This window comes from Sphingomonas aestuarii (assembly GCF_054457155.1).
This window is the reverse complement of record NZ_JBTKVV010000002.1, coordinates 536,725-558,407: the sequence shown is the minus strand read 5'-3', so window position 1 is coordinate 558,407 and position 21,683 is coordinate 536,725. Positions and strand designations below refer to the sequence as shown.

15 protein-coding genes and 1 tRNA gene are annotated in these 21,683 nt (G+C 64.6%); 8 read left to right on the top strand and 8 right to left on the bottom strand.

Features of this window, described 5'->3' with window-relative positions; genetic code table 11:
- Positions 1–42: 42 nt before the first annotated feature.
- The 6 genes from ACX0GZ_RS05845 (at position 43) to ACX0GZ_RS05820 (ending at position 5,719) form a co-directional block, all read left to right on the top strand.
- Positions 43–435: a SixA phosphatase family protein gene (locus ACX0GZ_RS05845; protein WP_458814354.1), complete on the top strand. Its 393-nt coding sequence runs from the start codon at positions 43–45 to the stop codon at positions 433–435.
- Between the two features lie 195 nt (positions 436–630).
- Positions 631–1,614: a YncE family protein gene (locus ACX0GZ_RS05840; protein WP_458814299.1), complete on the top strand. Its 984-nt coding sequence runs from the start codon at positions 631–633 to the stop codon at positions 1,612–1,614.
- Positions 1,615–1,787: 173 nt separating this feature from the next.
- Positions 1,788–3,104: an FAD-dependent oxidoreductase gene (locus tag ACX0GZ_RS05835; RefSeq protein WP_458814297.1), complete on the top strand. Its 1,317-nt coding sequence runs from the start codon at positions 1,788–1,790 to the stop codon at positions 3,102–3,104.
- A 105-nt stretch (positions 3,105–3,209) separates the two neighbouring features.
- Positions 3,210–3,286 (top strand) — tRNA-Pro (locus tag ACX0GZ_RS05830).
- Positions 3,287–3,473: 187 nt separating this feature from the next.
- Complete coding sequence (locus ACX0GZ_RS05825) at positions 3,474–5,267, top strand: DEAD/DEAH box helicase (RefSeq protein WP_458814295.1); 1,794 nt, start codon at positions 3,474–3,476, stop codon at positions 5,265–5,267.
- On the top strand, positions 5,264–5,719 hold the full coding sequence (locus ACX0GZ_RS05820; protein ID WP_458814293.1) for a YaiI/YqxD family protein: 456 nt from the start codon (positions 5,264–5,266) through the stop codon (positions 5,717–5,719). Before ACX0GZ_RS05825 ends, ACX0GZ_RS05820 begins: the two co-directional genes overlap by 4 nt.
- A gap of 226 nt (positions 5,720–5,945) precedes the next feature.
- Here ACX0GZ_RS05820 and ACX0GZ_RS05815 read toward each other — a convergent pair whose 3' ends face one another.
- The 8 genes from ACX0GZ_RS05815 to ACX0GZ_RS05780 all read right to left on the bottom strand — a co-directional run bounded on the left by ACX0GZ_RS05815 (position 5,946) and on the right by ACX0GZ_RS05780 (position 17,821).
- Entirely contained in the window at positions 5,946–7,871 is a 1,926-nt protein-coding gene (locus tag ACX0GZ_RS05815; protein ID WP_458814291.1) for a PhoX family protein, read from the bottom strand.
- 67 nt (positions 7,872–7,938) lie between these two features.
- The gene (locus tag ACX0GZ_RS05810; RefSeq protein WP_458814289.1) at positions 7,939–8,619 is read right to left on the bottom strand and encodes a Fe2+-dependent dioxygenase; all 681 of its coding nucleotides are present in this window, start codon (positions 8,617–8,619) and stop codon (positions 7,939–7,941) included.
- Between the two features lie 22 nt (positions 8,620–8,641).
- Positions 8,642–10,831: a TonB-dependent receptor gene (locus ACX0GZ_RS05805; protein ID WP_458814287.1), complete on the bottom strand. Its 2,190-nt coding sequence runs from the start codon at positions 10,829–10,831 to the stop codon at positions 8,642–8,644.
- Between the two features lie 77 nt (positions 10,832–10,908).
- On the bottom strand, positions 10,909–12,162 hold the full coding sequence (locus ACX0GZ_RS05800; protein ID WP_458814285.1) for an aminotransferase class V-fold PLP-dependent enzyme: 1,254 nt from the start codon (positions 12,160–12,162) through the stop codon (positions 10,909–10,911).
- A complete protein-coding gene (locus ACX0GZ_RS05795) occupies positions 12,159–12,911 on the bottom strand; it encodes a tryptophan 2,3-dioxygenase (RefSeq protein ID WP_458814352.1) in 753 nt (250 codons plus the stop codon). The genes ACX0GZ_RS05800 and ACX0GZ_RS05795 overlap by 4 nt, the downstream gene beginning before the upstream one ends.
- Before the next feature lie 17 nt (positions 12,912–12,928).
- Entirely contained in the window at positions 12,929–13,264 is a 336-nt protein-coding gene (locus ACX0GZ_RS05790) for a hypothetical protein (RefSeq protein WP_458814283.1), read from the bottom strand.
- Between the two features lie 113 nt (positions 13,265–13,377).
- A complete protein-coding gene (locus ACX0GZ_RS05785) occupies positions 13,378–14,883 on the bottom strand; it encodes a glucoamylase family protein (protein WP_458814281.1) in 1,506 nt (501 codons plus the stop codon).
- A gap of 79 nt (positions 14,884–14,962) precedes the next feature.
- Entirely contained in the window at positions 14,963–17,821 is a 2,859-nt protein-coding gene (locus ACX0GZ_RS05780) for a TonB-dependent receptor domain-containing protein (RefSeq protein WP_458814279.1), read from the bottom strand.
- A 496-nt stretch (positions 17,822–18,317) separates the two neighbouring features.
- Here ACX0GZ_RS05780 and bglX point away from each other — a divergent pair, with 496 nt between their 5' ends.
- The gene (gene bglX / locus ACX0GZ_RS05775; RefSeq protein WP_458814277.1) at positions 18,318–20,636 is read left to right on the top strand and encodes a beta-glucosidase BglX; all 2,319 of its coding nucleotides are present in this window, start codon (positions 18,318–18,320) and stop codon (positions 20,634–20,636) included.
- Between the two features lie 187 nt (positions 20,637–20,823).
- Positions 20,824–21,582, top strand: coding sequence for a FadR/GntR family transcriptional regulator (locus ACX0GZ_RS05770; RefSeq protein ID WP_458814275.1), 759 nt, complete (start codon positions 20,824–20,826; stop codon positions 21,580–21,582).
- The last annotated feature ends 101 nt before the right edge of the window (positions 21,583–21,683 follow it).

Here is a 21,683-nt window from a genome sequence, read left to right as displayed (position 1 = left end):
CCCTCGCCCGCCGCCGCGCAGGAAACCCCAGCGCGTTAAGTGATGCGCCACCTCGACACGCCCAAGGGCGAGCGCGATCCCGATCTGCTCCCTGTAGGCGCAGCACGGGCAAAGGCGCTGGTCGCGTGGTTCGAGGGCAAGCCCATCGCCGCGATCTTCGCCACCCCCTATCGCCGAACGCAGCAGACCGCCGCTCCGATCGCGGCGGCGCGCGGGCTGGAGGTTCAGACCTACGACCCCGCCGACACCGACGCCTTGATCGCGCGGCTGAAGGCGGTGCACGGGCAGGTGCTGATCGTCGGGCACAGCAATACCGTGCCCGACATCATTGCCGCACTGGGCGGCGACCAGCCCGACGAGTTGACGCACGAGGATTTCGGCGATGTCTGGAAGGTGAGCGCGAGCGTAACCGTTCGCGAGCGGTTGGAGGAGTAAGTACGCCCTTACACACATCGTCACCGCGACTCGTTCCGGGGTCCAGCGGGTGGCAGGCGATGAGGCAAGTAGCTTTAATGTTCGCGCAAGCAGCCCGGTGGCCCCCGGAACAGATCCAGAGTGACGTTGCGGGTGAGGCGCGCCATTGCCCTCCAACTCTGTGGCGGTAAGGTAATCCCATTATCGGAGAACCTCATGCGCGCCCTTTTACTCACCGCCGCCCTAACTCTCGCCTTGCCCGCCAGCGCGCAGACGCTCGTCATCGGCAACAAGGGCGAGGATACGGTCAGCTTCGTCGATCTGAAATCGGGGCGAGAGATACGCCGGGTGGAAACCGAAAAGGCGCCGCATGAAGTCGCGATCTCCCCCGATGGCGCACGGGCAGCCGTGGTCGCTTATGGCGGGCAGACGATCGACATTTTCGACGTCGCGTCTGCAACGCTCATCGAACGGATCGACATCGCGCCCAACCTGCGCCCGCACGGCCTCGTCTGGACGAAGGACGGGCGCATCGTCGCCACCGCGGAGGGCAGCGATTCGATCGCGGTGGTGCGCGCGGCCAAGGACGGCGCGGGCCAGCGGGTGCAGCAGGTTTCGACCGGTCAGAAGGGATCGCACATGGTCGCCGTCTCTCCCGACGGACGCCGCGCCTGGGTCGCGAACATGGGGTCGAAATCGATCACCGCGATCGACCTGTCGGCGATGCGCAAGATCGGCGACACGCCCGTCGGCAAGGAACCCGAGGGACTGGCGCTGTCGCCCGATGGCCGCCGACTGTGGGTCGCCGACCGCGGCGGCGACCGCGTGCATGAATTCGATGCGATGACGATGAAGGAATTGGGCAGCGTCGCGGTCGGTAATTTCCCGATCCGCATCCTGGTGTCGCCCGATGGCCGTCATGCAGTGACCTCCAATCTGGAAAGCGGCGACCTTTCGGTCATCGATACTGCAACGCGGTCGGTGGTGCGGACGATCCCGGTCGGGCGGACCAAGGAATTCGGCCAGGTGACGATCCTGTTTTCCGACGACGGCACGCGGCTCTATGTCGCGGAAACGGGGATCGACCGGATCGCCGAGGTCGATTTCGCGAGCGGGCGCGTGCTGGGCCGCTTGCCCGCAGGGAAACAGGGCGACGGGATCGCGATCGCGCCGGTGACGGTGCGGCAGGCTGTGCCCTGAACTACACTCTCCGTTCGTTTCGAGCGAAGTCGAGAAACGCAACCCAAGCGCCTAGCTCACGTTTCTCGACTTCGCTCGAAACGAACGGAGGAGGGTTTGGCCATCCGTTGTCCGGCCCCTTGCCACCCCCGCCCCATCCTCTAGCATCGCCTCCGTAACGGGAGAGCGCATCGATGCGACATATCGCGGTGATCGGATCGGGACCGGCGGGCTATTACACCGCCGAAGCCGCGCAAAAGGCGTTTGGGGAGGAGGTGCGGGTCGACATCATCGACCGGCTGCCCGTCCCCTTCGGACTGATCCGCACCGGGGTCGCGCCCGACCATCAGTCGATCAAGGGCGTGTCGCGCCGGTACGAGGCGACGGCGCTGACCGACACCGTCCGCTTCGTCGGCAATGTGACGGTGGGTTCGGACGTGACGATCGACGAACTGCGCGACCTGTACGACGCGGTGGTGCTGGCGACCGGCGCGCCTGCGGATCGGCCGCTCGATATTCCCGGCAGCGACCTCCCCGGCGTAGTGGGATCGGCGGCGTTTGTCGGCTGGTATAATGGCCACCCGGATTTCGCTGGGCTCGCACCGCCGCTCGACGGTCCGGGCGCGGTGGTGATCGGCAATGGCAATGTCGCGCTCGACGTCGCGCGTATCCTCGCCAAGAGCCCGGCCGAACTCGCTGGATCGGATATCGTCAACCACGCGCTGGCCGCGCTGGAGGGTGCGGGGATCGACACGATCACACTCCTGGGCAGGCGCGGTCCGCACCAGATCGCGATGACGCCCAAGGAACTGGGCGAACTCGGCCATCTGGAGCGGGCGACGCCGCTGGTCGAGCCGGGCGACCTGCCCCCCGCGGAGGACGACGCGGCGCTCGAGCCAGGCCAGCGCAAGTCGGTCACCCATCTGCGCGATTATGCGACCAAGGGACCGGACGATGCCAAGCCGGTCCGTATCGCATTCGATTTCTTCGCCATGCCGGTGGCGATCGAGGGCGTAGGCCGCGCCGAACGGATCATCGTCGAACGCACCGCGCTCGATGCTGACGGCCGCGCAGCCGGGACGGGGGAGACCTATGCGATCCCCGCCGGGCTGGTGGTCAGTTGCATCGGATATCGCACCCCGCCGATCGACGGCGTGCCTTATGACGCACGCGCCGGGCGCTTCGCCAATGACGAGGGGCGCATCCTGCCAGGGCTCTACGCCGTCGGCTGGGCGCGACGCGGGCCTTCGGGAACGATCGGCACCAACCGCCCCGACGGCTTCGCGATCGTCGAAAAGATCGCCAAGGATGTGGGTGAGGGTGGCGGCAAGCAGGGGCGCCCCGCGCTCGATCGGTTGCTGGCGACGCGCGGCGTCGATGTCGTCACCTTTCGCGACTGGCAGAATATCGATTCGGCAGAGATCGCCGCCGCGCGCGACGGTTCTCCGCGCGAGAAATTCGTGGTCGTCGGCGAAATGCTGGGAGCCGCGCGCACGCCCGCCGGGACTTGACCGGGAAAAGGCCGCAGACCCACTTGCACGGCACAGGCACGCTTTGTATAGGCGCGCCTTCCAAGCACCGGTCGCGCGAATATGCGCCCATGACCGGAACTCCGTCGGGGAGTAGCTCAGCCTGGTAGAGCACTGCCTTCGGGAGGCAGGGGCCGGAGGTTCGAATCCTCTCTTCCCGACCACCGCTTATCAGTATCGGCGCATTGGCGATCCGCAGAGATCGTGACGCGCAGTGGCCCGGCGAACATCATAGGGGATCGCCATATATCATCGGTGTCGTGCGTCGGGTTTCGCGCGATCAACGCCGGTGATTTGGCCGTTTCTTATTTTTTCGCCGCCCCCATGCGGCATCGTTGGATTATTGCCGTCATGTCATTTGCCGAACTCCCCCCCCTGCTCGCCGAAGCGCTCGAAGCGCGTGGCTATGCCGCCCCCACCCCGGTCCAGGCCGCGGTGCTGGAACCCGAAGCCGCGGGCCGCGACCTGATCGTCTCCGCGCAGACCGGGTCGGGCAAGACCGTCGCGTTCGGACTGGCGATGGCCACCGACCTGCTGGGCGATGAAGGCCGGATGGCCGCGCCCGGCGCGCCGATCGCCCTCATCATCGCACCGACGCGCGAACTGGCATTGCAGGTCAGCCGCGAATTCATGTGGCTGTACGGCAAGGCAGGCGCGCGCATCGCGACCTGCGTCGGCGGGATGGACGCATCGAAGGAACGCCGCGCGCTGTCCCACGGCACGCATGTCGTCGTCGGCACGCCGGGACGGTTGCGCGATCACCTCGAACGGGGCGCGCTCGACCTGTCGGCATTGAAGGCGGTCGTCCTCGACGAGGCCGACGAGATGCTCGACATGGGCTTCCGCGAAGATCTGGAACAGATTCTCGACGCTGCGCCCGATACGCGCCGTACCTTGCTGTTCTCGGCAACGATGCCGCGTCCGATCGTGGCGCTGGCCAAACGCTATCAGCGCGATGCGCTTCGCATCTCCACCGTCGGCGACGACCGCGGGCATGGCGATATCGCCTATCAGGCAGTGACCGTCTCCCCATCGGAGATCGAGCATGCCGTCATCAACCTGTTGCGCTTCCATGAAGCCGAAACGGCGATGCTGTTCTGCGCGACCCGCGACAATGTCCGGCATCTGCACGCGACGTTGCAGGAACGCGGCTTTGCGGCCGTGGCGCTGTCGGGCGAGCATTCGCAGAACGAGCGCAACCATGCGCTGCAATCGCTGCGCGACCGCCGCGCGCGCGTCTGCGTCGCGACCGATGTCGCCGCGCGCGGCATCGATCTGCCGACGCTCAGCCTGGTCATCCATGTCGAAATTCCGCGCGATGCAGAGGCGTTGCAGCATCGCTCGGGCCGCACGGGCCGCGCGGGCAAGAAGGGGACGGCAGTGCTGATCGTTCCCTATCCGCGCCGTCGCCGGGTCGAATCGATGCTGCGCGGCGCGCGGATCGAAGCGGACTGGATTTCCGCACCGACGCCGGAAGAAATCCGGGTGCAGGACCGCGAGCGCCTGATCGCCGCGTTGCTCGCACCCCAGGAATATGATGATGAGGATCGCGCGCTCGCCGAACGGCTGATGGCCGAGCGTCCGGCAGAGGATATCGCCGCCGCGCTGGTTCGCTCGCACCGCGCGTCGATGCCGCAGCCCGAGGAACTCATCCCCAATTCACCCGAAGCGCGGCAGGCGGCTCAACAGGAACGCCACCGTCCGGGTTTCGACGACACGATCTGGTTCCGCATGGATATCGGTCGCCGCCAGAACGCCGATCCGCGCTGGATCCTGCCGTTGCTGTGCCGTCGCGGGCACATCACCCGCAACGAAGTCGGCGCGATCCGCATCGGCCCGAACGAGACCCATTTTCAGATTCCGCGCGCCATCGCGAACAAGTTCAGCGCCGCACTTGCGCGGACTGCGGGACAGGATGGCGACGAAGGCGATGTCCGCATCGAACCCGCGCCCGATGCACCCGAGCCCGGCGCACGCGGCGGGGGTGGCCCGCGCGAACGGCTGGCTCCTTCGCCCCATCGCAAGGGTCCACCGCGCGGTAACGCCGGTGCAGGCGCACCGCGCCACAGCCCCACGCCCTATAAGGGTGGCGGCAACAAACCCGGCGGCAATCGCCGTCCCGGCGGACCACCCCGCGCCCGGTGAGCGGCACGCCGCATATCCTGGTCGATGCCGATGCCTGCCCGGTAAAGGATGAGATCTACAAGGTCGCCTGGCGCCACGCGGTGCCTGTGACCCTGGTCAGCAACCAGTATCTGCGCATTCCCGATCACCCGCTGATCGACCGCGTGGTGGTAAGCGACGGCTTCGACGCCGCCGACGACTGGATCGCGGAACGGTCGGATGCGGCAAAGCTGGTGGTCACGGCGGACATCCTGCTGGCGGACCGCTGCCTGAAGGCCGGCGCAACGGTGCTCAAGCCCAACGGCACGCCGTTCACGACCAGTTCGATCGGGGCCGCGATCGCGACCCGCGCGATCATGGCCGATTTGCGCGCGGGCGACGACCAGATCGGCGGGCCTGCGCCCTTTTCGGGCAAGGACCGGTCAGCGTTCTTGCAAGCACTGGACACCGCGCTGGTGCGGATGAAGCGGTAACTGATTCCGCCCTGGCGGTCGGACGGGCGCAAGGCTCATCCGGTTTCGACAAGCTCAGCCTGAGCGCTGGGGGGAGGTCAATCCCTCTCGGACCGTTCGTTTCGAGCGAAGTCGAGAAACGTGAATCTGGCGCACGCGAGCGTTTCTCGACTTCGCTCGAAACGAACGGAGCTTGGTGCCCTCCAGCGCTCAGGCTGAGCCCGTCGGAGCCCGGTTTGGTCGCCCCCTAAACCCCGATCACGCCGCCATCGTCCTTTCGCACCACCACGACCGACGGGCGCGGCGGCATGTCGGGCTTGAAATCCGGCCAGCGATGCGCGGGATCAACGGCGGTCGAGCGCCGTCCGAACGCCGGCCACTTGTCCATGCCATCGGCCGCCGGATGCTGAACCGCCAGAAACAAATGCCGCCCGTCGCGGGTGAAGCGGGGTCCGCACATTTCGGCGCCCGCTGGCACGCGGAAGAACATGTGTCCTGTGCCCCTGCCCTCCCCTTCGGTTTCCATCGCCCATAATCCGTCCGCTGTGCCGCTGTTGGGCCAGTTCGAACCCTGATCGGTCGAAATCCACAACCGCCCGGCGGGATCGAATGCGCAATTGTCGGGGCAGGAGAACCAGCCGCTGTCCGATATCTCCGCGTTCCAGCGCGCGCCGACCTTGGGATCGTTCGGGCGACCGCACAGCACCAGGATTTCCCAGTCGAACCGGTCGGCGGCATGATCGCCACCCGGCGCGACCAGTTCGAGAATCTGGCCGTCGCGATTGGCGATACGCGGGTTGGCGGCATCGGGCTGCACCCGATCGGTGTTGTTGGTGAGCATGACATAGACGCGGCCGTTCGATGGATGCGCCTCGACATCCTCGGGCCGGTCCATCGGCGTTGCCCCCAGCAACGTGCCCGCACGCCGCGCCTCGATCACCACGTCCGCCTGGCTGGCGAACCCGTTCTCCGCCGTCAGCGGGCCGGTGCCGTGCACCAGCGGCACCCAGCGCATGCCGTCTTCGTCGAAGATCGCGACCGACAGTACGCCGTGGTCGAGCAGGTCGGCGTTCGCCGCGCGATCGTCGCTAACCCGGTCCCTGCTGACGAAGCGATAGAGAAATTCGTTGCGGGCATCGTCGCCCATGTAAACGACCAGCCGACCGTCGCGATTGACGATGGTTTCCGCTCCTTCATGCGCGAAACGGCCAAGTGCGGTGCGTTTTTTCGGCACCGCGTTGGGGTCGAGCGCATCGATCTCGACGATCCAGCCGAAGCGATTGGCCTCGTTGGGGTCCCGGCCGATGTCGAAGCGCGGATCGAACGCCGCCCAACCCAATCGTCCTTCACCGGGGCGCGTGGGCCTGCCGTCGTCCCGCACCACGCCCATCCGGCGATGATTGACCGTCTCGGCATGACCCTCAGGCAGCCCACCGGAAAACGGATACTGAATATTCTCCTCGGCCGTCAGATAGGTGCGCCAGGGTGTCTGTCCGCCCGCGCAATTGCCATAGGTGCCGATGACGGTGCGCCCTGCCGGGTCGGCGACCGTCCGCATCCGCGCGTCGCCGGCGGCGGGCCCGGAAATCGCCACGCGCGTCGCCAGCATGTCGACCTTGCGATTCATCGTTCCGATCACCGGGGCCCAGCCCGCGCCATCGCGGCGCAGTTCGACCATCGACACCCCGCACGCCGCGCGCTCGACCTCCGAATGGCGGCGCCCGTAACGCGCGGGGTCGAACTTGCCCGAAGCGTCGAACAGGTCCGGGAACATCAGTTCGGTCGAGACATATTCATGATTGACGCCCAGCATCATGCGGTTCGCGTCGATCGGGATCAGCCCTACGAAATCACAATTATAGCCAAACTGCCTCGACTGCGATTCGCCATTCTGGTTCGCGGGGTCGAAGGCGGGTGCGCCCGGCATTACGGGATCGCCCCAGCGCAGCAATATGTCGGCGGTATAGCCGGGCGCGACATGGTGGTTCCGATCGATCCCGTGCGAAATCGGGGTGAAGGCGAAGGCGGGGGCCGCCGCCGTGCCGCTCCCCAGCCCCGCGCCGCTATAGCCGCAGCTCGACAGCATCACCGTCGCGCCAACACCGCCCAACCCGGTCAGGATCGACCGGCGCGACAGGCGTGCCTCGACGATGGTTTCGAACGGACGCGACATGGGGTTCTCCGGGAGAATGGGAAATCCCATCCCGCCTAGGGACGCAATGTGGCAGTTTGGTGAACGCTCAGCGCGCCCAGCCTCTGAGCAGGTTGTGATAACAGCCCGTCAGCGCGATCAGCGCGGGGTCACGGTCGCCGACGCGGGGGCGGAGCGACTGGATGGCGATATCCATGTCGAACAGGGTCGCGCGCTGTGCGGCGTCGGGCACCAGGCTTTCGATCCAGAAGAAGCTGGCGATGCGCGCGCCGCGGGTCACGGGGGCGACACTGTGAAGTGTGGTCGCGGGGTAAAGGATCATGTGCCCGGCGGGCAGCTTGATCGCTTTGCCGTCATGCCCGTCCTCGATGATCAGTTCGCCGCCGTCATAGTCGGCTGGGTCGGACAGAAACAGCGTCGCCGACAGGTCTGTCCGCAACCGCCCCTGCCCGTCCGGCATCGGGCGAAACGCATTGTCGACATGCGTCCCAAACGCCTGCCCCCCGGCATAGCGATTGAACAGCGGCGGATAGACGGCACGCGGCAGCGCGGCGGACTGGAACAGCAGGTTGGCCGCCAGCGCCGCCGCAATCTCCGCCCCCAGTTCGCGCGCCTCGACGCAATCCTGCGGCAGTTGCGCATTATCCTTCGCAAGCGCCGACTGGTAGCCCGCCGTCGCCCGCCCATCGGCCCACGGCGCCTCCGCCAGTCGGTCGCGGAGACGGCGAACCGACTCCGCATCCAGTAATCGCTCGATCTCGATCATCATGTCGGGATCGAGCGTGACGGCATCAGAAGCCGACCGTCAAGGTCAGTGTCGCCGAGCGCGAGGCCGCCGGGATCGACTGGCCGCTGCCGAACGAATAGAAATACCGTTCGTCGCCGATGTTATAGACATTGGCGCGCAGCCCGAAATTCTCGTTGATCTGATATTCGGCGAACGCGTCGAACACCGTGTAGGCGGGCGCGGTGATGGTGATGTTCGACGTCGCCGACTGGCGAACGTCGCTGGTGCGGCTCGACACATGCTGGATACCGCCGCCCAGCACGAACCCGTCGAACAGCGCATAGCTGGTCCACAGATTGGCCGAATGTTCGGGTGTGTGGTCCAGCCTCTGACCGACCTCGAACGCACGGTTCGACTTGGTCACTTCGCCATCGAGATAGGTATAGCCCGCAAAGATGTTCCAGCGCGGGGTGATGCGCCCGACGATCTGCGCCTCGATGCCGCGCACGCGCTGCTCGCCGTCGAGAACAATGGCGGGATCACCCGGATTGATGCCGGGGGTGCGGCCATTGTCGCGGGTGATCTGGAACACCGCCGCCGACAGGTTTAGCAGCCCGCCCATCACATCGACCTTGGCCCCCGCTTCCCAGGACTGGCTGGTTTCGGGGTCGACGTTGAAATTGGCCGCAGTTACCGGCGCATTGCTGTTGCCGCCCGCCAGTTGAACCACCTCGACCGCGCCCGAGGGTTCGAACGCCGTGCCATAGGCGACATAGAGGCTCGACGACGGCGTCGGTTTGAACACGATCGCGGCATTGCCCGACAATTGATTGTCGGTGCGCGACAGGTCGGTGACGAAGCCGGGCGCGATTCCATTATCGTCGAACCCGCGCGCGCGGCTCTTCACCCGGTCGTGGCGCAGGCCGCCGACCAGCTTCAACTGCTCGCCCAGTTCGATCGTGTCGAACAGATAAAATGCCAGCGTCTCGACATCGGTACGCGCGCGGGTGCCGTTATACGGAATGCGCGGGGCCGCGACGAAGGCCGGGTCGAACAGGTTGAGGTTGGGGCCGTTGGCGTCGAGGCGACGGCGGTTCTCGCTCGATTCGTCGACATATTCCGCACCCGCGACCAGCGTGTGACGCAACGCCCCGGTCGCGAATTCGGCAGTCAGATTGGCCTGGTTGATGAACAGCCGGTCGACCTGATCGCGCGGTTTGGCGTTGCCGACCGCCTGGGTCGTCGCGTTCAGCGTGGTGACGTTGCCGACGAAGCGCGGTCCCGATACGACTTGATCGTTGCCGACGCGGGCATAGCGGGTGACGTTGCGGAACGTCAGTACGTCGTTGAAGCGGTGCTCGAACCGCCCGGTCAGGGTGTCGGTGACGACATCGCGATAATCGGTCGAATAGCCGTAATAATTGTTGCGATCGACCGGCGCGGGCTTCCCTTCGAACCCCGACCCCGCCAGCGAAAGATTGCGGGCGTTCGGAATGCCCAGATCGGGCTGATCGTCCTGTTCCAGATGCAGGTAGTTGACGATGAAGCTGGTGTCCTGGCCGATGCCGAAGCCGATCGACGGCGCGATTGCCCAGCGGCGGTTATGGACATGGTCGCGCCCCGGTTCGTCCGCCGAATGGCCCATCACCGTGATGCGCGCGGCAACCCCGTTCTCGGCGTCGATCACCTGATTGAAATCGGCGGTGCCGCGATAGAAATTGTCGGTGCCGATGCCGAATTCGCCGCGCACGCGTTCGACCAGTTCGGGCTGGCGGGTGACGATGTTCACCGTGCCGCCGACGTTGCCGCGCCCGGCAAAGGCCGACGCCGGACCTTTGGTCACCTCGATCCGTTCGGCATAAAAGGGATCGCGGAAATAATTGCCCGGGTCGCGGATGCCATCGACGAAGATGTCGTCGCGCGCGGAAAAGCCGCGCACGTTGAATGCGTCGCCGCCGCCGGGGGGATTGCCCTCGCCCGCCTGGAAACTGACGCCGGTGATGTTGCGCATCGCATCGCGCAGCGTGCGCCTGCCCTGTTCGGACATCAGGTCGTCCTCGACCACTGTCACCGATTGCGGCGTGTCGAGCGGGGGCAGCACCTGTTGCGGCAGCGACAGATCGTCGGTCAGATACTGGCCGGTGACCACCACTTCCTGCGGCGCATCGGGGTCGGACACCGGCTGGGCATAGGCGGGCGCGGCGGACAGGGCGGCTCCGGTGCCGAGCGCGGCGATCAACTGACGACGAAACATGAACTCTGGCCCCTTGATATTCTATATCTTGGGATGGCCGATAGTGATTTTGATACTCGCTCGCAATAGCGTTTTGACTAATCGCTCAATTCGTTCGCAATTTCGACGAAGCGGTCGATGTCGCGGACATCGTGATACAGCCCCAGCCCGATTCGCAGCACGTCGCCGCGGACATCGACGATGACGTCATGCGCCAGCAATTCCGCCCGCCATGCGGCAGCCTTTGGCGAACGCAACGCCACGAAGCGCGCGGTCGGTCGGGTGTCGGCGTTGATAGGCTCGGCCTGTGCGAGCGGCGTCCCGTCCAGCGCGGCGAGCAATCGCGCGCGCAGCCCATCGATATGCGCGGAGATCGCTGCGGTCGTCAGCCCCTCGCGCGCCAGCATATCGCGCACCGCGACGAACCGGTACAGCCCGCTCGGGTCGAAGGTTGCGCCCATGAAGCGCATGGCATCGGGCGCATAGCCGACCATGCCGGGCGGCAGCGACAGGTCGTCGAACTCGGCATACCAGCCGGTGATTTCGGGGCGCGGCCCGAAGCCGGGCGGACAATGCAGAAACGCGCACCCCTCACCCGCCATCGCATATTTATAGCCGCCCGCAGTATAGAAGAGCCGGTCGGCGACGGCAGACAGATTGGTCTCGACGGCCATGAAGCCGTGATAGCCATCGACCACCACCCACGGCCCGTCGGGACGGGCAAGGTCGGCGAGTTCGCTGAGCGCCGTGAACGGCGTGCCGCTGCCGAACATCATCTGGCTGACGAAGATCAGATCGTGGTCGCCACACCGCGCGGCGGCGAGGAAGCGGGTGGCGAAATCTTCGCCGATATCTTTCCCTCGCCGCCCACCGCGCTCACCCTGAGCTTGTCGAAGGGTGTTGAAACTCAACCCGGCTTCGACAGGCTCAGCCTGAGCGCGGAGTGAAGTGGCAACGGGAACCCGCGTCACCTCGACCACGCTGGCCTCTTCCCAGCGTGCCACCTGCCGGCGAAAGCTGTGAAACTCGCCGTCGCTGGTCAGGATGCGCAACGGCCGTCGCGGCATGGCCGACACGATCCGCACCAGCAGGTCATGGGTATTGCCCGCGAACACCACGTTCTTGCGCTCGGGCAGGCGCAATTCCTCCGCGACATGCGCCTGCGCCGCAGGCCAGATTTCGCCCATCACCCGGTCCCATTTGCGGTCGGCGAGCCGGGCTGCGTCTTCCCATGCGGCCTGCTGCCCCAGCCAGCTTGCGTCGGGCCACAGGTGATGGCTGTGCGCCGCCAGGTGCAGCCGGTCTGGCGCGGCGCCGACCGCGCGCGCGAACAGGTGTTTGTAGCTGGTCACAACAGCGTCCGCAGCGACCACAATTCCGGGAACGCCCGCTTGGACAAGGTCGATTCCAGATAAGGCACGCCCGCCGTCCCGCCAGTCCCGCGCTTGCCGCCGATGATGCGGCTGACGGTCAGGACGTGCTTGTGCCGCCACGTCGCCATCGCATCGTCGATATCGACCAGCTTTTCCGCCAGCTGATACAGTTCCCACCAGCGTTCGGTGTCGCGATACACCTCTGCCCAGGCGGCCTCGACCGCCTCATTCGGGACGTAGGGCTGCGACCAGTCGCGGGTGAGCGCGGCGCCCGGCACGGCGAAGCCCGCGCGCGCCAATGCGGCATTCGCCTCGTCCCACAGGCTGGGCCTGTCCGCCGCCTCCGCCGTCATCGGCCCGTGCCGCGCGCTGTCGCGCACCCCCAGCATGACCTCCACCGTGCGGAACTGGTCCGACTGAAACCCCGACGAGGTGCCGAGCACGTCGCGAAACCGCGTGTAATCCGCGGGCGTCATCGTCGTCAGCACGTCCCAACTGAGCGTCATCACCGCCTGAATGCGCGATACCCGCGCCAGCGACTTGTACGCCTCCACCAGCCGGTCCTGCCGCACCAGATCGATCGCGAGCGCAATCTCAGCGATCGCCTGTTTCAGCCACAGCTCCTTGGTCTGGTGGATGACGATGAACAGCAATTCGTCATGCCGGTCCGAAATCGGATGCTGCGCGGCGAGCAGGTCGTCGAGCGCCAGATAACGCCCATAGGTCATGTCGGTCACAGCGCGTCCTACCGCCCGCTCATCACGGTCGCATCGCCATTGTCCTGCATCGCGATCAGGTGATTGCGGCCATCCTCGCACACCGCGCGCCATGTCGTCGGGGTCATGCCGGGCTCGATCTCGGCGGTCTTCACCTCCTGGCACGGCAGCCCGGCGTCGCGGATCGCGCGGAACATCACGCCGCGCCGTTGGGGCTCGCTCAATGCCACGACTTCGGCGACATAATTGGTGGTGTCGGCGGCCTCGTTGACGGTTACGTTTTCGGGCTCGGCGGCCTGCTGGTTGCACGCAGTCAGCAACAGCGCGCCTGCGACGGTCGCCAGCAGCTTGGTCGATGCGTTCATTGGTCCCTCCATCGGTTCGCGCCCTTGTTTCGTGCGGGCGCCACCGGGTCAACCAACGAGCGTGCGAAAAGTTGATGCGAAAACGGCGCGACCGGGGCCGCGCCGTTCGCCGGTCACTCGGCAGGCGCCCGATCCAGCCAGCCGCCGGTGAAACCCGCACGACGCAAGCCCCGGATGATGTGCGGGTTCTTGCGCATCGTTTTCCAGATCAGCTCGCTGCGGTGATTTTCCATCATCGCCAGGATCGGTCCCTGATCGATGCCCAGATGGTCGCGCGCAACCCAGCCGATATCGGGATAGACGGTGCCGGTGGTGACGTTCTGATCTTGGAAGGTGAAGCTGGGGTTGATCGCGTCCTGAAAGCCATATTTCGTGTAGAGCCGATCGCCGTATTTTTCCTTCATCGCCATCAACGCGTCGATGGTCACCTCCGGCGCAAACGGCACCGATCCGCCCGCCGCGGTCGGGACGACCGTCCCGTCGTCGCGGGTGATCATCGGCGAGACGCCGCGCGCCGAATAGGTCATGAAGTTTCGCGGCTTGCCGTTCACCACCAGCCCATCGACCCCCTTCGGCCCGTCCGAGGCGGTCCAGCCCCAGATGTTGCCGGAGTAATCCTTCCAGTTTTCGGGATTGGCGATGCCGTAAGCGCGGTGGGCGAGCGTCGCCCGCCTGCTATTCTCGAAATAATCGATCCCGCGCGATGCGATATAGGGCTCGGTGATGCCGCGGAAATCGACCCAGACATGGCTGTACTGATGGCCGAACAGCGGTTCGAACGCCTCATATTCCTGGCCCATGAACCGGCCCCAGCGCTTGCCCAGCCCCAGCGCCCAGCCATTGTCCCAGGCATCCTCCTTGGTCACCGGATGGGTCGGCGATGCGAGCGCGAGGATATAGACGAGCATCCCTTCGTCATAGGCGATCCAGTCATGCGGTTCGTATCCGCGCTCGGGCTTCCACCCCATCGCGATCCCGCGCGAATTGGGCATGTTGGCCGCGGGCGGATCGCCGGCCTTGCGCTGCATGAAAGTCCAGTCGACGCGGCCATAGATGCGCTCGGCCAGGTCGCGGATGCGCGCCTCGGTCGGAGTGTCGCGGTCGAAATAGCTTTGCGCGAACAGGATGCCGCCCAGCAGCAACGTGGTGTCGACGCTGGACAGTTCGGTGTTGCCGCGCCGCGTCCCGTCATAATTCAGGAAGTGGTAGAAAAACCCCTTGTGCCCCGCGACGCCCGACTCCGCCGGGCCCATCTTGGCGTTCCAGTAATATTCGACGCAGGCGAGCGTACGCTCTGCCGCCGCTTCGCGCGTGACATAGCCGCGCTCGGCACCGACACCGTAAGCGGTCAGCGCAAAGCCGGTCGCGGCGATCGAGGAAAAGGGATTCGACGGCCAGCGATCGGGCGCGAGACAGTTTTTGGGGTCGGTGGTATCCCAGAAATACTGGAAGGTGCGCTGCTGAAGATCGTCGGCAAACGCGACCTGCGCGGCGGACATGGTGAAGCTACCGGGCGTTGCTTGCGCAGGTGCCGCACTGTCGGGGCCAGCGGCATAGGGCACACAAGCGGCAAGGCTGGTGCCCGCGAACAGCGACAGGATGAGGGGGCGGATGGACACCATTCGTCTCCTTGGAAAACAGGCAAAGAAAAAGGGGCCGGTCCACTCAAAAAAGCGGACCGGCCCCTATGAACCCGGCTTAGAAATTGAAGCCGGTCGACAGCTTGATCGTGCGCGGCGGTCCGTCGGTCCCGAACGCATTGTTGTTACGAATGCCGGTCGTTGCGTTGAAGCTGTTGTAGTTGCGGTCGTTCATCAGGTTGATGATGTCCGCGCGCACCCACACTCGCGTCCGGTCGGTCAGGAAGGGCAGATCGATATTCTTGGTAAGCGCAAGATCCAGCTGGCGATATCCCCAACGATCGCCGTTGCTGTCGGCTTCTACCGCGATCACCTCGAACGCCGGAGCTCCCGGCGTCGACACGAGCGACTTCAGCCAGCGCGGCGAAGCGATCTGGAACTTGCCCGACAATGCAATGCCATATGGAATATCGACCGAGCCCGCCATCACGAAACGATGCGTACGAACGCCGGACGAGCGAGCGAATGGGTAATCTTCCACCGACGGGAAATCGAGCGAGAAATACTCGTTGAAGGTCCGGTTTTCTTCAGCCCGCGTCCAGGTATAGGTTGCGTCCAAGCTCCACGGCGAAGCGGCGGTGTAGCGCTTGACCATTTTCAAATATGCCGAATGCGCGCGCGTCTCCAGACCGCTGTCGCCGAGCAGCAGCGCCGAGAAGTTCGGCGGGTTGAACGCCGCGCCCGGCGTTTGAGGACCACCAGTTGTGGGGTTGACGCCAAAGAAGCTTCCGTCCGGCCGGCGACGCCCGTTCAGATAGGCGAAACCATCTTTGCTGGTGACGTAGGAATAGCCTGTTTCAAGTTCCAGCATGTCAAACCGGGTGCGCAGACCCAGACTGAACTGATCCGAATACGGGATTTTCAGGTCGTTGTTGATGAAACGCAGTTCACGCGCCGCCCCAGGAGGCAGGGTCGACAGCAGGGTCGAGCGTCCTTCCGGCGTCAGATAGATCGGATTCCACGCAATGCAGGTCGCGGACGGCGTGCACGGCGTATTTTCGTTAGGAGCGTTGAAGAAGTTGAAGGTCCGCGACGATCCGATCCCCTGCGCTAGCTCCTGCTGGATAAAATCGAACTGGTTGCGATCGTAGGAACGCCCATAGCCGCCGAACAGAACGAAACGGCCCCGCTCGTCGAGCTGGTAGGAGAAGCCCAGACGCGGCTGCCAAGCACCCAGAAACGCCTTCCGCTCGCTGCCGGTCGAGATATAGTCATTGATGTCGTAATTGGCGTTGTTCAGGTTCGGATAAAGCGCGGGACTAACAGCCGCGACCTGTGCCGCCGAATGTACATAGTTGAGGAACGCCGGTGTCTCTTCATAATCCCACCGCAGGCCGAGGTTCAGCGTCAGGCGGTCTGTAACCACCCAATCATCCTGGACGTAGATCCCGAACTGGAAATTCTTCGAGCGGATTTCAGGATCGCCATCGGCCAGATCCTGGAACACCAGCTGATAGGGAGTGGTGTCGTTGAACGTTCCGCCGAGCGGGGTGAAGTAACGGAGCGTCGGGTTGGCCGCATTCAGCTGAAGCGAGTTCAGCTCGACCCACTTCGCCTTGACGCCCACCTTGAAAGTATGCCCCTCTAGCCCGGTATAGGTAAAGTCGTTGCCGACCGTCCAGCCGGTCTGCCCCTTGTCCTGGAAGTTGGTGCCGCCCCCGACGCTCAGGACGTCGCCAACCGAGAAGGTGCCGTTCGGGTTTTGGATGCGCGTCCGGAAAAACTGACGCGGCGCGTTCGTGACCGGACTCGGACCCCAGGTTACGTCCTCGTACGATACCTTGAAATCGTTGACCCAATTGTCGGCGGTGTGCTGCCACCTGGCCAGGCCGCGCCATTCCTTCACCAACGTATTGGTGCGCGTCTCAAAAGCGTTAGAGCCGCTCCCAAACCCCTCGCCAGATTCGTCACGATACTTGGCCGAAAGTTCGAACAGGTCGCGCGAGGTGGGCGCGAAGGTGAGTTTGCCGAAATACAGATCTTCGTTGAACGTCTGGCTCGCCGACCCGAAAACCCCCTGATATTCTGCCGGGAAGAAGCTGACGGGCAGGCTGAGACCCGGGAAAATGTCACGCGGGAAAATGCGCCGCTTACCTTCATAAGTCGCAAAGAAGTGCAACGTGTCGCGAATGATCGGGCCGCCCAGCGAACCGCCGAACTGCAGATCGCGGCTTTCGATGATCCCGCTCGGGTTGGCCGGGAAGATCTCCTGCGGACGTGCCGCACGCAAATCCTGATTGGTGAAGTCGATGAAGCCCGACCCTTCGAATCGGTTGGTGCCCGACTTGGTGACGGCGGTAATCGCCACCGAACTGACCTGATCGAATTCCGCTTTGTAGTTCGAACTGATGACGCGATATTCGCCGATCGCAAGCTGCGGGAACGGGTTGCCCGCCGACGAGTCCTGACCGGTGATCCCGTTCTTCAGGACGTAATCTTTCTGACCGACGCCATCGATGAACACGTTGACGGTACGGCTGTTCTGCGCACCACCCTGCAACCGGCTCTGGCCACTCACCGCGTCTTCGACGAACTGAACGCCCGGCGCCAGATCGGCAAAGGCCAGGAAGTTGCGGTTATTCTGGGGCAGCTGCTCGATCAACCGCTGCGAGATCGTTGTGCCGACCTCGCCGCCCTCCATGCCGCGAATGCGGTTGCCGATGACGACGACCGACCCTTCGTCAGCCCCCAAATCTTCGGTTGTGCTGGCGGTGGTGTCCACTGGCGCGCTATCGACACCGCCAGCGGTGAAATCGAAATCGAGCGCGGCGCGCTGCGCGACCGACAGGGTGAATTGGTCGGTCTGGCGCAGGCCATCGGCCAGCGTAATTTCCAGTCGATAGGTGCCCGACCGAAGCGATGCGAAATTATAGCTGTTGCCTGCGATCGACGCGTTCTGGCGATAGCCGGTGTTCACCTCAACCGCCGTGACCCGCGTCACTGCCACATTGTCGGTACGGATCGTTCCGCGCAGCGACGCATCGACGGTCTGGGCATGCGCGGGTGTCACCGCGACCGCGCTGGCGGCGGTGCCGATCATCAGCGCGGCGGCAAGGCGCATGGTGCGAGTACGGCGGCTGCGCCGATCCTTTTCAATGAACGTCATGATGGTCTCCCCTGAAAATTCTGTCACCGCGATCGTCGTGGGCGCGCCGCTTGTTGCATACGTATGCCCGGTTAATCTTCGCTCGCACCCCGATTGGTCAAGCAGATTCTACCGGCAGTGGTGCCCTCTCGATTCGCCCAGGCCATAATCACTATGTTTCAATTACTTAGTCGAAATCGATTGTGTTCCACTTGCCAATGCGGGGGTTGATTGGCAAGACCAACGCGCAATTTCGAACCGCATTCCGTTCCGAATGCGGGATTTCTGTCACACTCAACGCCACAAGTTTCGCAGAGAAGGAGACCGCATGACCGCGCGTCCGTTTATCGGGGTTGGCCTGACCGCCCTCGCCGCCGCCCTCGCCCTCGCCACCCCGCTTCAGGCACGCGACGCCGACCAGCAGCGTCGGACGCCTGCTGCGACCCAGCAGGTCGACGCCGCCGGGTGGCAGCGCGAAGACACGGCCAAGATGGATGCCTTTATCGCCGATCTGATGGCGAAGATGACGCTGGAGGAAAAGATCGGCCAGATGACGCTGCTCACCAGCGATCTGGAATCGACCGGGCCGACGCTTCGCGAAGGCTATCGCGAGGATGTCCGCGCGGGCAAGGTCGGGGCGCTCTTCAACGCCTACACGGTCGAATATACCACCGAACTCCAGCGCATGGCCGTCAACGAAACCCGGCTGAAAATCCCGCTGCTGTTCGGATATGACGTGATCCACGGCCACCGCACGATCTTCCCGATCTCGCTGGGCGAGGCGGCGTCCTGGGACTTGGCAGCGATCGAACGCGCCGCGCGCATCTCTGCCAAGGAAGCGACCGCCGAAGGGCTGCACTGGACCTTCGCGCCGATGGTCGATGTCGGTCGCGATGCGCGCTGGGGCCGGGTGTCCGAAGGAGCGGGCGAATCGGTTTACATGAACAACGTCGTCGCCAAGGCGCGGGTGCGCGGCTATCAGGGCGACGATCTGGGCGCGCTCGACACCATGCTCGCAACGGTCAAGCATTATGCCGCTTACGGCGCGGCGCAGGCGGGCCGCGACTATCACACGGTCGACGTGTCCGAACGCACGATGCGCGACGTGTATCTGCCACCGTTCAAGGCGGCGATCGATGCCGGCTCGGCGTCGATCATGACCTCGTTCAACGAAGTCGACGGCGTTCCCGCCAGCGGCAGCAAGCATCTGCTGACCGACGTTTTGCGCGACCAATGGGGCTTCAAGGGCTTCGTCGTCACCGACTATACCTCGATCAACGAAATGATTCCGCACGGGTTCTCGCGCGACGAAAAGCATGCGGGCGAACAGGCCGCCAATGCCGGGGTCGACATGGACATGCAGGGCGCGGTGTTCATGAATCACCTCGCCAAATCGGTTGCCGATGGCACGGTGCCGATGGCACGGATCGACGCCGCGGTGAAATCGATCCTGGAAATGAAGTACCGGCTGGGCCTGTTCGAGGATCCGTTCCGCTATTCGGATCTGAACCGCCAGAAGACCGGTCTCTACAAGCCCGAATACCTCGAGGCTGCACGCGACGTCGCGCGCAAGTCGATGGTGCTGCTCAAGAATGAGAACAACGCGCTGCCGCTGGCGGCCACCGCCAAGCGGATCGCGGTGATCGGACCCCTGGGCAATTCCAAGACCGACATGATCGGCAGCTGGTCGGCGGCGGGCGACCGTCAGACGCGCCCGGTAACGCTGGTCGAAGGGTTGCAGGCCCGCAAGAATCCGCCCCAGATCACTTATGCCAAGGGCGCAAGCTACGAAATCGGCGACACCGACACCTCCGGCTTTGCCGAGGCGATCGCCGCCGCGCAGAATTCGGACGTCATCATCGCAGCGATGGGCGAAAAATGGGACCAGACCGGCGAAGCCGCCAGCCGCACCGATCTGGACTTCCCCGGCGAGCAGACGGCGCTGCTCAAGGAGCTTAAGAAGCTCGGCAAGCCGATCATCCTCGTGGTCATGTCGGGCCGTCCGAACACGATGCAGTGGGCGCACGAGAATGTCGATGCGATCCTCCACGCCTGGTATCCCGGCACGATGGGCGGCCACGCGATCGCCGACGTCTTGTTCGGCGATTACAACCCGTCGGGCAAATTGCCGATGACCTTCCCGCGGACGGTGGGTCAGGTGCCGATCCATTACGACATGAAGAATACCGGGCGCCCCTACACCCCGGACAATGCCGAACAGAAATATCTGTCGCGCTACCTGGATGTGCCCAATACGCCGCTTTACGCGTTCGGCCACGGCCTGAGCTACACGACCTTCAATTATTCGCCGGTGACGCTGAGCGCGGCATCGGTGCGCAAGGGCCAGCCGCTGACCGCGACCGTGACGGTCACCAACACCGGCAAGCGCGCGGGCGAGGAAGTCGTGCAGATGTATGTCCGCGATCTGGTCGGTTCGGTGACGCGTCCGGTGCTGGAGTTGAAGGGTTTCGAAAAGGTCATGCTCAAGCCAGGACAGAGCCGCCGCGTGACCTTCACCATCACCGACGCCGATCTGGCATTCACCCGCCAGGACATGAGCTGGGGATCGGAACCCGGCGAATTCACGCTGTTCGTCGGCACCGCTTCTGACCAGCTTCAGCAGGCGAACTTCACACTGACCGAATAAGCCGTAGCGGCAACCAGCCTCTCTCCTCACGCCCGGTCCGACATTGGTCAGACCGGGCGTTTTTTTGCGCGACGAAGCCGGATTGGCTTGTTAGGATGCGCGAAAGTAAATTGCGCCGTACTGGCATCTGCGTTTTGTCGCCAATGACTTAGCACGCCCGTAGCGACGCCATGCGAGAGGGGCAGAAATGCGGCGGTTATACCAGCAGGTAGCGGAGCATTTGCGCGAGCAGATCGCCTCCGGCGCCTATGCGCTGGACCAGCGGATGCCCGCCGAGCGCGACTTGGCCAAGCAATTCAACGTATCGCGACCGACCGTGCGAGAGGCAATCATCGCGCTCGAAATCGAAGGGCTGGTAGAGGTTCGCACCGGTTCGGGCGTCTATGTCATCAGCACCGAACCGACCAGCGCAGGACCGACCGATTACGATGTCGGCCCGTTCGAACTGGTCGAGGCGCGGCGCGCGATCGAAGGCGAGATCGCCGCGGCGGCGGCGGTGCACATCAACGATGTCCAGCTCGCACGGCTGGAAGAATTGATGGAGGCGATGCAGGTCGAATATGCGACGCCGACCATCGGCGAGAATTCGGACCGCGATTTCCACATGACAATCGCCGATGCGACGCAGAACCCGGCCTTTGTCGCGGCGATCGACCAGTTGTGGAAGATGCGAGACACCAGCCCGATGCTGATCGCGATGCGCAAGGCGCGCCAGGGCGGCATCGCCCCGCGGCTTCGCGATCACGAAAATATTCTGCGCGCGCTGAAGCGCCGCGATCCGCATGCCGCGCGCAACGCCATGCACTCGCACCTCAACCGCGTGCTGGAGAATTTGCTGCGCCAGACCGAAGTGGAGGCGATGCAGCGCGCCAAGGGTGAGGCGAACGCGCTACGCAACCGGTTCCGGGTGCCTCCGAAAAAGGCCGAGGCCAACGACGCGGCTTGAGGGGGACGTCAAGGCGAATCCACCCCTTCCCGGCAAGCACCGACCCGTTGGTCCTGAGTAGGGACTGAGCGTAGCCGAAGCCTGTCCTGAGCGCCTGCCTT